At 30.9% G+C, this 13011-nt stretch carries 11 protein-coding genes; 10 read left to right on the top strand and 1 reads right to left on the bottom strand.

Going from position 1 to position 13011, the window contains the following annotated elements; all coding sequences use genetic code 11:
• Positions 1–220: 220 nt before the first annotated feature.
• The 5 genes from ACJDUG_RS14100 to ACJDUG_RS14080 all read left to right on the top strand — a co-directional run bounded on the left by ACJDUG_RS14100 (position 221) and on the right by ACJDUG_RS14080 (position 6410).
• A complete protein-coding gene (locus tag ACJDUG_RS14100) occupies positions 221–1522 on the top strand; it encodes an FRG domain-containing protein (protein WP_406770521.1) in 1302 nt (433 codons plus the stop codon).
• A gap of 252 nt (positions 1523–1774) precedes the next feature.
• A complete protein-coding gene (locus tag ACJDUG_RS14095) occupies positions 1775–3841 on the top strand; it encodes an McrB family protein (protein WP_406770520.1) in 2067 nt (688 codons plus the stop codon).
• Positions 3834–5126: an McrC family protein gene (locus ACJDUG_RS14090; protein ID WP_406770519.1), complete on the top strand. Its 1293-nt coding sequence runs from the start codon at positions 3834–3836 to the stop codon at positions 5124–5126. The genes ACJDUG_RS14095 and ACJDUG_RS14090 overlap by 8 nt, the downstream gene beginning before the upstream one ends.
• Before the next feature lie 15 nt (positions 5127–5141).
• The gene (locus ACJDUG_RS14085; RefSeq protein WP_406770518.1) at positions 5142–5639 is read left to right on the top strand and encodes a hypothetical protein; all 498 of its coding nucleotides are present in this window, start codon (positions 5142–5144) and stop codon (positions 5637–5639) included.
• 27 nt (positions 5640–5666) lie between these two features.
• Positions 5667–6410: a restriction endonuclease gene (locus ACJDUG_RS14080; protein WP_406770517.1), complete on the top strand. Its 744-nt coding sequence runs from the start codon at positions 5667–5669 to the stop codon at positions 6408–6410.
• A 187-nt stretch (positions 6411–6597) separates the two neighbouring features.
• Here ACJDUG_RS14080 and ACJDUG_RS14075 read toward each other — a convergent pair whose 3' ends face one another.
• The gene (locus ACJDUG_RS14075) at positions 6598–6747 is read right to left on the bottom strand and encodes a hypothetical protein (protein WP_406770516.1); all 150 of its coding nucleotides are present in this window, start codon (positions 6745–6747) and stop codon (positions 6598–6600) included.
• A 140-nt stretch (positions 6748–6887) separates the two neighbouring features.
• Between ACJDUG_RS14075 and ACJDUG_RS14070 the strand changes: the two genes are divergently transcribed.
• The 5 genes from ACJDUG_RS14070 to ACJDUG_RS14050 all read left to right on the top strand — a co-directional run bounded on the left by ACJDUG_RS14070 (position 6888) and on the right by ACJDUG_RS14050 (position 12958).
• A complete protein-coding gene (locus ACJDUG_RS14070) occupies positions 6888–7376 on the top strand; it encodes a hypothetical protein (protein WP_406770515.1) in 489 nt (162 codons plus the stop codon).
• Positions 7376–7960, top strand: coding sequence for a hypothetical protein (locus ACJDUG_RS14065; RefSeq protein WP_406770514.1), 585 nt, complete (start codon positions 7376–7378; stop codon positions 7958–7960). Before ACJDUG_RS14070 ends, ACJDUG_RS14065 begins: the two co-directional genes overlap by 1 nt.
• 817 nt (positions 7961–8777) lie before the next feature.
• Positions 8778–11576 carry an AAA domain-containing protein gene (locus tag ACJDUG_RS14060; protein WP_406770513.1) on the top strand — a complete coding sequence of 933 codons (2799 nt, stop codon included), beginning with the start codon at positions 8778–8780 and terminating at the stop codon, positions 11574–11576.
• 95 nt (positions 11577–11671) lie between these two features.
• Positions 11672–12109 (top strand): flavodoxin domain-containing protein, encoded by a 438-nt coding sequence (locus ACJDUG_RS14055; RefSeq protein ID WP_406770512.1) that lies wholly within the window; start codon positions 11672–11674, stop codon positions 12107–12109.
• Positions 12110–12169: 60 nt separating this feature from the next.
• Positions 12170–12958 carry an SDR family NAD(P)-dependent oxidoreductase gene (locus ACJDUG_RS14050; protein ID WP_406770511.1) on the top strand — a complete coding sequence of 263 codons (789 nt, stop codon included), beginning with the start codon at positions 12170–12172 and terminating at the stop codon, positions 12956–12958.
• Positions 12959–13011: the final 53 nt, after the last annotated feature.

Genomic DNA, 13011 nt, shown 5'->3' with positions numbered 1-13011 from the left:
TGAAAATATGGGAAGTACTAACACTATTTTAACAATAGTACATTCGAAGTATTAGATAGAAGCAAAAACTAATCCATATTTTAATATATTTTAGAAAAAAATGAAGGGAATTTACTGACAGTGTAGAATTATTATTATATCTATAAATCACTTAAGGCTTTATCACGAAATAATGTCTTAAGTAATAGGTTTTATAAGTGGGGACTAATGATTTATTAGATTGGAGGAGATTATCATCTTTTTTTTCTTTTTTGATACTATATACACTAATCCATTAGTTCAGAGAGCATTTTATTTAACCTGTGGAGATAAGTTAATTTCTGACGGGTACTGTGACATGAATAGTTATATATATAATAAATCAAATAAAGAGTCTATGTACCATATGTTAAAAGATATTGATTCTCCGATTGCAGAGCTATATAAGGGGAGTTATCCAAAAGGAAATGAAATTAGTAATTTTCTAAGCACATTTTTAAGTTCTCAAGTTATGAAAAATTATGTTATAGCTGATAATATGAAATTACTTGAAGCACAAGCTTTATTAAATTGGATCTATAAAACATTTCGAACTACCGATGAACGTTTAGAAGCTACTACGGAACTTGCAGAATTGCTAAAAGAGAAGTATAAATTGGAAGGCGAAATAAGGGTTGCTCAAGGTATTGCTTACTTAAGTTCTCAAGTGGAACTGAATTTTATATCTTCGATTAATGAATTTTGTTACATGATCGAAGATATTCATAAGCTTGGGAAAAGTATATTCTATAGGGGACATTCAGAAGCGAATTATATTTTGATTCCATCTTTAATGCGCAGACAAAGCTGGCTTCAAAATGAAAGAAAAATGTATAATGAAATACTAATTAAGTCTCCTGAAAGCTTTAGGGAAATGAAACACCATCTTGATTATCTTGTAGAAATGCAACATTACGGATTGCCTACAAGATTGTTGGATATTACAACAAATCCTCTAGTAGCACTTTATTTTGCTTGTGAGTATCATCCTAATTTATTTGGAGAAATCGTAGTTTTTTCTGTTGAAGACTGTGATATTAAGTACCACAAGAGTGATACTGTATCAATATTAGCAAGTCTCCCTATGTTTGAATATGAAAAACAACAAGAAATATATAGATATGCTACAGATAAACTTTTATCAACAGAAGAATTTAATGAAAAGGTACATCATTTATTGCATGAGATAAGATCCGAAAAACCTGAATTTAAGGATGAAATTTTGCAAGAAGATTTGCTAAGAAATCTAGTCGTATTACCAGTTAAAAATAATAATAGAATTTTAAAACAAGATGGAGCTTTTATAATTTGTGGATTATCAGAAGACTATAAACATCTTGATATAAATAAATTAAGATATGAAGGCTCTAATGGGAAGAAGCAAATATTTTTAATAAATAATAAACAGAAACTACTTGATTTATTAAATGCTTTCTCAATAAATAAAGCAGCTCTTTTTCCAGAAATTGATGATGTTGCTGATTATATTAGAAGTAAATATTGATATTATGAGAACGTATCTTGATTAAAATTATGTAGAGTTTATAGTTAATAAAAAGGTTAGCATGGAGCATGAATTTACTGCGTTAGAAAGCCATCTGAAATGTATAAGTAGAATTTCAGATGGCCTTATTTGTATGTCAATTTTAGCAGGAGTTGTAATTTATATGTAGAATTAAGTAATAAATAAGTTTTATTAGTAATGAACTTAATTCTTTCTATTAATAAATTCTATAATGTAAAGGGAGGTCAAAACATGGATATAAATTTTCTAGTATCAACTTTTGAACAAGATTTCAAAGATGAAGATTATGGAAAAAAGGAACAATTGAGAAGACAATTTGTAGAAAAGTTTCCACTGGAGAGTATTAAGAATATGGATTTAGAAGATTATGCTTTGGGGAGAAAAGCAGATAATCTATGCTGGTGGATAGAGTACAACACTGTAGAACTTGGCAGCATAAAAGGCGGCTCAGCTCACAAGCATAAAATATTCTATAGCGCTAAGGTTAAGCAATGGGTGTTTCCTAAAGAATTTAGTAACGAAACTGAAGCATGGCTTAAGCTTAGAGAGGAACTTTATACCTTTCTTAAAAACTTTGAAGCTAATGGCATTTTTCAGGTTGATCAAAGCAGCATGATCTATTCTATGAATATGGTAAGAGCTAAACTCTTATATATGTATTTTCCAGATAAGCTGCTTCCTATATATAGTACTGACCATCTTCAGAGAATTTTAGAATTCTTTGGCCATAGCAAAGATACTATTAAAAATTGGGATGTTATAAAATGCAATATGGAATTGAAAAACATTTTAGACAGTAATGAAGCTTTTAAGGGGTGGAATTCCTTTAAGTTTATGTGGTTTGTATATCTTACAGTAATACATAGCTCAAAGATATACAAGATTGCACCTGGAGATAACGCAAGGTTATGGCAGGAATGTTTTGATAATGGCTTCATATGTCTTGGCTGGGATGAAGTAGGGGATATGAGAAACTATGCAGATTATGATGAATTTAGGCATAGCTTCGAACAGTTATATCCAGACTATGATAAGAGCAAGGTTACTCAGAAATCCAATGAAATGTGGACCTTCTTTAACTTAAATGCAGGCGATATTATTGTTGCAAATAGAGGTACAAGTTATGTTGAAGGTGTTGGTGAGGTTAGTGAAAAGGGATATGTGTATGATGCAGCTAGAAATGAATTTAAACATATAGTGTATGTGAATTGGAGAAAGGATTTTAAACCAAAAGAAATATCACCTCAGAGCTACTGGGCCTTCAGAACAGTATATAATATCAGCGATAAGCTTTATAAAGATATTATTGATGAAGATAATATAACTGAAACGGAACCACAAATACCTACTCCACCGGTTATAATTGACAAGAAACCAGAAAAAGAAATTTTTACAGAGGCTGAAGAGAGGTTCTTTCTACAGATAGATAAAAACCTTCTAAGAAAGGGAAATATAATACTTTATGGGCCTCCTGGAACTGGTAAAACCTTTTTAAGTAGTAAGTATTTAAGATGGAAAAGCCATAATACAGGCAGAAAGACTGAAAAGGAAATGTGCACCTTTCACCCTTCCTTTAATTACGAGGACTTTATTGAGGGATACAAGCCTACTAACAATAGTAAGGGTGAAATGAGCTTTAAGCTTAAAAACGGTATATTTAAAGAGCTATGTCTTAGGGCTAATAATAATCAAGAATGCGATTATTATTTAATCATTGATGAAATAAATAGAGGCAATGTTGAGAAGGTATTTGGTGAAATGATTACCTTAATAGAGGGAGATAAAAGGGGTATGAATCTAACACTTTCTCAAAGCGGAGAGTCTTTTAGTGTGCCTACAAATGTTTATATCATTGGAACTATGAATACTACAGACAGAAGTATAAAAATGCTCGATGCAGCTCTAAGAAGGCGTTTTGCCTTTATAGAATGTATGCCTGACTATGAATTAATAAATAAGCCTATTGATAGTTTGGGTTTGTCACCTAAGGACATACTTATGAAAATTAATACTAGGCTTAGGGAACTAGAAGACAGGGAGAAGCAGATTGGCCACGCATATTTTATGAAAAAAGGAAATCAAATAGAAAGTTTAAGTGAGCTTAAAGAAGTTTTCATTTATGATATAATTCCACTAATATCAGAGTACTGCTTCAACAATTACAGCAGCATGAGTGAAATTATTGGAGAAAAATTCATAGATGAAGATAGTGAAGAATTAAAATATGAATTGCTGTATGGTAATGATGATTACTTCACATCTGAAATAGTTAATAAGTTTGGTGGGAAAAATGATTAATCTAATCGAGTATGGTCAGGAAGGTTTAATTGAAAAGCAATATCTTGATGATGAGGATCGCATGCATCTCAGCAGACTACAGTATGAAGATATTAAAAAAGGTGAATGCAGGTATTACCTTAGAGAAGATTATAATGGGATTTATATAAAACCACTAAACTATATTGGAACTATTCAATTAAGTAAAGAAAGAATTAATATTTACCCCAGATTTGACCATGATTTCTCAAGGCTAATACAGTTAATTCTTTTTACAAAAGATGTTAAGTATAAGAGCTTTAAGCAAAATTTAAGCATTAATAAATCAAAAGAAGATTTATATGAAATAATTATTAGCCTGTTACTAGAAGAAGTTTTCAATATAATTAAAGGCGGTATCTTTAGAGAATATGTGAGTTTCAATGAGAACCTAAAGGTTATAAGAGGGAGAATAGATTTTAAAAACCAGCTTACTAAAAATTTCTTAAGAGGAGATAGCATCTTTTGTAATTATGAGGAACTAAATACAAATGTATTAGAGAATCAAATAATACACAAAGCACTTAATATTGCTGCTAAAATAACTACAGATAATAATAATAGGAAGAAAATAAAGAATTATGCTAGCTTGTTTAAAGAGATTTGTGAGGAATATAGAGGGGAGAAGGTTCCAGAAATAAGCTATAATAGATTAAACTCGGAGTATAAAGAAGTTCATTATTATTCCAAGCTGTTAATTGAAAGTATTGGAATTGGAGACTTATATAAGGCTGGTGAGCATAATAGCAGATATTCCTTGCTTATTGATATGAATGAACTATTTGAAGGCTTTGTTGCTGCTTTAACTGCTAAATATCTAGTGAGCAGCTATGAAGTAAAACCTCAGTTTGAAGTAGGAAATGCTATATTAAATTATAAAAATGGTACTTATAGAAAAATAAAGCCTGACATTATACTAAGAAGTAAAAATGATGAAGAAGTAATAGTTATAGATACTAAAAATAAAGCTTACGGCTATCATCATGTATACAATGAGGATATCTATCAGTTGACCTTTTACGGATTATATTTTTATAATATGTTTAAAAGTAAAGCAAATATATTTATTATTTATCCTCAATATGAAAATAATGATGACATTTTCCAGAAAATATTTATCAATACTCTAGAGTGCAATATAGTCAAGCCTTGTATTAATGTAAGAGCAATCAATATAAATGATTATTTAAACTTAATAAATGAAGGGATTAAAAGCAGAGATATTATTAAGGATAAACTATTAAATCTATTTAATCAAAATATTTAATAAAGGAGTTAAATTATGTTTGACAAGCCTTTTGAATTACCTTTCGAGCTTAGAGGTAAGAAAATAAAGTCTGAAAAGATTATACCAACAGTATATAATGTGAAAAATATGATAGGGAAGCTAGATGAAAATGGTGGCGATTATAGTAAGCTTAAGCCATGGGAACAAAGATCCTATAAGCACTATAACTTTGAAAAAATACATAAGGAAATGTTAACTGCAGATGAACGAAAAAGAATTCAAATATTACGAGAGCACATCTTAAATAGCAGCTTTGATAAGCTTGGAGCCAGTCCATTTGATATATACATAGTGGCTTATGTATCTGAAAACATTGATACTGGTCGAGATGCATTTATTGAATATTGTTTAAACAATGGAATGGCTGGTACTTATAACTCAGCAAATGCTATTTATATGGTGGGTAAAGGTGATGGAGTTTATCTAAGAATATTAAATGATGACGGGACAGTTAGAGACTGGGAGTTCATGAATAGGTGGGTGAATGGTTAAAAGAGAATTAAGTTAAGGAGGGCTATCATGAATTTTAAAGATATTTATGATCTTTCGTCTAGTCAGTTTGAAAAACTGATATGCCAAGTGCTTTTACAACAAGGGTATATTGTAAATCCTATTGAATTAGGAGAAGATGTTGGAATAGATATTATAGCGAACAAAGGTAGTATAAAGTTAGGAATACAAGTAAAAAAATATATAAAACGAAAGGTCAATTTAGAGACTATTTATCATACATATGGAGCTGCAGCATTTTATGACTGTACTAACTCCGCTATTGTGACTTTGGGTGAATTAACAGAAAACGCAAGTAAGGCTGCAGAAAAGCTTGAAGTTGAAATATGGGGTAAGGAATTTGTTTTAAATTGTGATGAATCACTATTAAGTAAGGTGGACCTTGAAAGGAATAAGTTAAAATACGAGAAATTAGATTGGTTTGATGATATTTGGGAAAATTATATTATGAATCTTAAAGGAAGAGACTTACCACATATTAGTAGGAAATCAATAATAAGAATAATCGATGTAAATAGAGAGGGAATTACCATAATTAACTCTAACGGGAAAGAAAGACACTTTGATATTGAAAGATTTAGAGAAATTTTAATAAAGCTAAAAAACAACGGTAGTATTTCTAGCGCTGAAGTAAGCGATGACTATAGAAGAAGGGGAGCTTCAGCAATTTGCGCAGTTATAGCAGCAATACCGAATGTGAAAATAAATAAAATAAATAACGGCACTGTATTGATCTGGGAACAAGTTTTATAAAATAAGCAAGTAGGCTCTAGATTGGCCAGCAAAGTATTAATATAGACTTTTGACTGGTCATTTCTATATGCTTTTAATAGTTATATTATCAAAGGTTACGGTTTCTACATTATAGAATCTCTATTTCATATGGGTGTTCAAAGTTAATGCCTTCTGCTAAAGATAGAACACCTTCCCAGTGTTTAAATCAGAAGTTTTTTGAATAAATTACATCTTCATAATCTCCATGTCCAAACCAAGGCTCTATGCATAGGAAAGATCCATTTGGGTATTTTGTCCATATGCCAAGGTAAGGGAAACCTTTAAAGCTAGATTTTACAGCCTTAAGCCACTTCAAATATAGAACCTCTTGCGAAACCATGATTGCCAAAGGTAGTTTAACAATATATATATGATATAATATATATATGGATACATTTCAAAATTACGGAATAAAGAGATAAAACTAGAAAATAAGATATGAGGATGTATTATATTATGAGTAATAAAGTATCAGGAGTGAAGTATTTGAAATCATTAAGAAGAGGTATTATGGTAATTTGCTCTCTTTTATTAATCCCTTTGATAATTACAGGCTTTCCAAAGGGAAAGTACTTTAATGATGAATTAAAAACATTAGTTAAGAACGGAAAAGCAGAAGTAATAGAGGTTAATAAGAAAATTCCCATAGATAATGATACTATCTATATTGAAAGAATTATTAATACAGATACTCAAACAATTTTAAGGTATAAGATTGTAGAAGAACCTGGGTGGAGTTTCCCAAGCAACGTATTGCTATTATATGCTGATGCAGGAAATAAACACCAAGGTGGTGGTTCATCAAGTGGAAAATTTTGGGGAGAAGATGGAATTATTAACTATGAGAGAATAAGCAAGGCGACAAAAGAAATAACCATTAGATTAGAATGGTATGATAGGGTTGGAGAGGTAGTTATCCCTGTTGATAAAGGGGGTAGCAAATAATGAAATTAAATGAAAAGTCCAAAGCTATAATTGAATGGATAGTAGCAGTCATTTTAGTAGTGGCCTGTTGTTATTATTATGTACTAAACTATAAAAGTTTTACTCCTCTTCAGGCTTTTAAAAACTCTGAAAGAACAATGAATTATGGACCTTCTGAAATAATTAAAGAATTAAATAAAGACAATGTAAAAATTTATTTAGCTAAATATAAAAATTGGTTTTCCGCTCAGGCTTTTGAACGAAATTTAATTACATGGAAATTTGCAGGAGGTAGTGTTGCAGGAACTCCTATTAATTTTAATGAAAAGATTACTTACACTTGGAGCGGTGCTGCAGTAAAAGACAATAAATTTCTATGGAACTTATATGGATATGTCAATGATATAAATATTACTAAAGTTAGCCTTCAAGTTAAGAAAGGCAATACGACAGAATCCCTTGAATATCAGCTAGATAAGAATAATATGTTTATATTCTCTTGGTTTGATAGTAATAGTGGGCAATCTACTTTTACTAAAATTATTGGAATGGACAAAGATAATAAAGTAGTTTATGAATATAAGTTTCCAGGAGGCGGAGAATAAAAACGTATAGATTAATCTAAATATGTATAGGTATTTTATTGTATAGAAAACGCCAATGATTTTTCTTGAAATTATTGGCGTTATTAAGTATTCTAGTTTTTCGAAACATAGAGTAGTGCTTTCATTAATTGCATTATAAAAAAAGTAAGTAAAGATTATGCTAGCACTAATATAAATAATTTATCATATGTATATAATCTTTCGACTATATACACACAAATCACTACCTATAATAATGGTTTGCTCCACCATATAACATATTTACACGACATGTTATAACCTCACGGCTATAATACATCATTACAACACCTTATATGATGTTATTTCGACCCAATATAATAAGTTGGAATATTATTATGATAAAAGCTTTAGCTTCGACCATAATAATACTTTTCCTAACTATATAGAATCTTAACATATGTATAAATATTCTTATTCCTAAGAATTATTGATACATATGCTCCCACATATAAAAGCTCCAGGAGCATTTATATATTTTGTTATAATCTTTATTTACTTTCTGATATTATCTTAAACAATATGAATTTTAAAATACTAGTAATTTTTACCATAGATTTAATAATTAAAATTTATTTTATAGTGGGAATTACTTTTTAGATAAAACTTTTAAGGCCTACTCGGAGATTTTTTGACACTTAAGTTCGATAGATACCCCTTTTAATTATCTAACCTCAAAAGTGTTTTAATTAACATAAACAGCGGTAACTTACATAACTTTGTATTTAATTGAAGGAAATTACATATATGTGAAGAATATAAATATATAATATTAATTATGTATAATTAGGAGCCAAAAATGAACACTGAAAACACTTTAATCCTAATAAAAAACAATAAAACCAACCAATTTGAAGATAAGACCTCTGAAATAGGAAATCTTAATTTTTTAAATTCTCAAGTAGCAGTAACTTTCACATCTTCAAATAAAACCTATAACTACAAATCTGTAAATATACGTATTCTTAAAGATCCCAAATTAATTAACTTAGAACAAAGGATTTTATTGATAGAGGGTTTTCCAATAAAGAGTTCTTCAAAAGTACTTGATTTTGGAGAGTATATAAAAGTAATTGAGGAAAGCGGTAGATCAGAAGCTTATCATAAATCAAAGGTAAGTTTTGAAAATTCCTGTCTTAATGATAAACAGCCTAAGATTATATTTAACTATTTAAAAGAGCTGTCTTCATATGTAAGTGTTATGGAAGATGGCAGAACCATGCTTGCTGAGCAGTATGGAAAAATATCTAAAATAAGTGAAAAAAGTGTGCTTGCTGCTTACTTATCAAGAGAGGATATTAGAAAGAAAAGCTTTAAGGATACCCTTATATTTCCTTTTGGATTCAACCTTAGTCAAAAGAAAGCTGTAATAACTGCCTTAGAGAATTCAATAAGTATCATAGAAGGACCGCCGGGAACAGGTAAGACACAAACTATATTAAACATTATTGCAAATGCTGTAGCTAAAGGAAAAACTGTTGGTATAGTATCGGGTAATAATTCTGCAACCTCCAATGTCCAGGAGAAGCTGGAGAAGAATGGCTATGGCTTTATAACTTCCTTACTTGGTAATACAAAAAATAAAGCTGACTTTTTTGAAAATAAACAAAGTAAAATTCCTAATATTGAAAACTGGTATATAGAGAAGGAGAAAGTAAAAACTCTATCAGAGCAACTTAATACTACTTCAATGACTTTAAATGATCTTTTAGAAAAACAAAACGAAATTGCAAAGCTTAAAGAAGAACTTTCAAAACTAGAAGTAGAACAAAGCTATTTTGAAAATAATTTTAATGATAGTTACATTCCAGCTTCACGGTTTTCTTTTCATAGAAGGTGGACTACTCAGTCAATATTGGAATTTCTTACATACTTAGAAAAAACTATAGATATAAATAGTAATAGAAAGATATTAACTAGGGTTTACTTGATTTATAAGTATGGTATTTATAAATTTAAGCTTTATGAAAATAATATGACAAATATAATTTCCTCACTTAAAAGAGATTATTATATAAGTGCCATTGATGAAAGAAAGAAGAGAATAGCACTTTTAGAATTAAGACTTGAGGGTAAAAGTTTTAAAGAACTTATGGAAAAGTATACAGATATATCGGCAAAGCTTTTTAAAGCAGCCTTATTTAACAAATATTCAATAAAAAATAGAGAGAATTTTACAATCAAAAGCTATAAAGCTAGGTTTAAAGAATTTATAAATGAGTATCCAGTTATATTAAGTACTACTCATTCAATACTAAATAGTGTTACAGAAAACTACTTGTTTGATTATATAATAATTGATGAGTCCTCACAGGTAGATTTGGTTACTGCCTCTTTAGCACTAGCCTGCTGTAAAAATGTTGTTATAGTTGGCGATGTAAAGCAGCTGCCTCAAATTGTGCCCTCAGAACTTGAAAAGATAAGTGATGAGCATTTTTATAAAGCTAATATACCTAATGTATATAATTATAGTGAGCACAGCATAATAGCTTCCCTAATGAAGCTATATAAGGAAGCATTGCCGAAAACTTTGCTTAGTGAGCATTATAGATGCCATCCCAAAATAATAGGCTTTTGTAACGAGAAGTTTTATAACAATGAACTTATTGTTATGACAGAGGAAACTCCAGAAGATACTCCTTTAAAACTTTATAAAACTGCTCCAGGAAATCATGCTCGCAGAATAGATATTGGTAATCAAAAGGGTTGGTATAATCTAAGGCAAATAGAAGTCATTAAAGATGAGATTTTAAGCAAAAACAAGAATACATATAAGGATCCAAGTAAGATTGGTATTATTTGCCCTTACAGAAATCAGGTTAATGAAACTAATAGACTTATAGGAAAGGAAGAATTAGAAGTAGATACAGTTCATAAATTTCAGGGTAGGGAAAAAGATACTATTATTTTTACAACTGTGGCAAATGATATTAATCCTTTTATTGATGATGCAAATCTTATAAATGTAGCAGTTTCTCGTGCTGTTAAAGAATTTATTGTAGTAACTTCTAATAAGGTATTTAAGCAGCATGGGACTAATATTGGAGATCTTATTAGATATATAGAATATAATTCCTTTGATAATGCAATAATTGAAAGCCAAAAAATATCCGTATTTGATTTACTCTATAGTGAATACTCTGGGAAACTTTTAAAATATATGAACTCAAAAAAGCATGTTTCTGAATATCAGTCTGAAAATTTAATGTACAGAGTTATAGATGATGCGTTGAGTCTTTCTGAATTCAGCTCATTTAAATGTGTTATACATGTACCTTTAAACTCAATAGTTAAGGACACTTCAAGATTAAGCAGTGATGAATGTAACTTTGCACAAAATCCTTGGTCACACGTGGATTTTCTAATATTCAATAAACAAGATAAGGAACCAGTGCTTGCAGTTGAGGTTGATGGTCATGAATTTCATAGAAATAATGAGAAACAGTTAGTTAGAGATAAATTAAAGGATGAAATATTAGAGAAAGTAAATTTACCCATATTAAGAATAGCTACCAATGAGAGTGGTGAAAAAGAAAAATTAATTGAAATGCTTAATAAGGTAGTTAAAATGTCAGTATATACAATAGAAAATACTTAAATTTAAGTTAGTTTGTAATTTTCTTATTGTTTTTTGCGGCGAGAGAGCAGATTGGATGTAGCGAATAATTTTAATTAAAGGAGGTCTAAGATAAAATGTTAATTGTTTATGAATCAAAAACAGGTTTTACAAAGAGGTATGCCGATATGCTCGCTGCAAAGACGGGACTAAAGGTTTTTAGGGTAAAAGAATTATCAAAGGTTAGTCAAGACGAAGAAATTATTTTTCTCGGCTGGATGAAAGTCGGGAAGATACAGGGTCTTGATAAACTGCGAAAATATAACGTTAAAGCTATATGTGGATCGGGCACCGGACGAACCGCTGAGCCCAATACCGAAGCGGTTATCGCAAAGAATAGGATTAAGGTCATACCATTTTTCTATCTGCGTGGCGGATGTTTCCCTTTAAAAGAGTTAAAAGGTATGAATAAAATCATGCTGTCCATGTTTTTAAAGATGCTTAAAGCCGCAAGGACAAAGATGAAAAGCTCGAAGAAGCCATCTCTATTATTGAAAATGGTTTTGACGGAGTGAAAGGGGAAAATCTCAAGTCTGTTCTGGAATGGCTGAACACAAGGTAAAGGAGGTCTTTTTATGAAAAATGTAGTAATAACTGGTAGTACACGTGGTATTGGGCTTTCTATGGCAATGGAGTTTCTGAGAGCCGGGTGTAATGTTACGCTAGCAGGCAGGGGTGAAGCATTACCTAAGGACACCAGCGCTTCACTGTCTCTTTATAAGGGAAAATATATCTATGTTCCATGCAACGTCCAGAAAAAGGGAAGCCTGCAAAATCTATGGAACGCTTCTTTGGTGCAGTGGAACTCAATAGATATATGGATTAATAACGCCGGGCAAAACACGCCACACAAGTTTTCTTGGGAAACGGGTGAAACTTACACTGAGAACATTATTCAAACCAATATTATCGGCATGATTTACGGTTCACAGATTGCTGCAACGGGAATGCTAAAACAGGGGCATGGTGCGATATACAGCATGGAGGGCCTTGGCTCAAACAACATGATACAGCTCAAAACAATACTATACGGTACTACCAAGCATGCATTAACGTACTTTATGAAAGGGCTTGCAAAGGAACTGGATGGAACAGGTGTAATAGCTGGGCGTTTATCTCCGGGCATGATGCTCACTGATTTCATCACAAAAACACCGGACGGAGAACAGTCAGAAGTCATCTCGGATGAAAAGTTTAAAAAATTGTTTAATATATTGGCAGACAAACCTGAAACGGTTGCAAAATTCTTCATACCAAGAATACTTAGGAACACCAAAAATGACGCTCAAATAGCTTGGTTAACAAATAGAAAGGCGGCATGGCGGTTTATGACTGCAGGCTTGCGCAAGAACAGGCTGATTTAGAAATAGAGACCTAATAACCAAACAAATAAGCGAAGCACAACCCGCATATAATA

The sequence above is a fragment of the Candidatus Clostridium stratigraminis genome (assembly GCF_045310675.1).
GTDB lineage: Bacteria > Bacillota > Clostridia > Clostridiales > Clostridiaceae > Clostridium_AT > Clostridium_AT stratigraminis.
The sequence above is the reverse complement of the archived record's forward strand: the minus strand, read 5'-3'. Positions and strand labels throughout refer to the sequence as shown.

Bases quoted from the DNA above. Each gene is read 5' to 3' on its own strand.
- ACJDUG_RS14070 (WP_406770515.1), top strand. From the start codon at position 6,888: ATGAGTAATAAAGTATCAGGAGTGAAGTATTTGAAATCATTAAGAAGA.
- ACJDUG_RS14065 (WP_406770514.1), top strand. From the start codon at position 7,376: ATGAAATTAAATGAAAAGTCCAAAGCTATAATTGAATGGATAGTAGCA.
- ACJDUG_RS14080 (WP_406770517.1), top strand. From the start codon at position 5,667: ATGAATTTTAAAGATATTTATGATCTTTCGTCTAGTCAGTTTGAAAAA.
- ACJDUG_RS14090 (WP_406770519.1), top strand. From the start codon at position 3,834: ATGATTAATCTAATCGAGTATGGTCAGGAAGGTTTAATTGAAAAGCAA.
- ACJDUG_RS14085 (WP_406770518.1), top strand. From the start codon at position 5,142: ATGTTTGACAAGCCTTTTGAATTACCTTTCGAGCTTAGAGGTAAGAAA.
- ACJDUG_RS14060 (WP_406770513.1), top strand. From the start codon at position 8,778: ATGAACACTGAAAACACTTTAATCCTAATAAAAAACAATAAAACCAAC.
- ACJDUG_RS14095 (WP_406770520.1), top strand. From the start codon at position 1,775: ATGGATATAAATTTTCTAGTATCAACTTTTGAACAAGATTTCAAAGAT.
- ACJDUG_RS14050 (WP_406770511.1), top strand. From the start codon at position 12,170: ATGAAAAATGTAGTAATAACTGGTAGTACACGTGGTATTGGGCTTTCT.
- ACJDUG_RS14055 (WP_406770512.1), top strand. From the start codon at position 11,672: ATGTTAATTGTTTATGAATCAAAAACAGGTTTTACAAAGAGGTATGCC.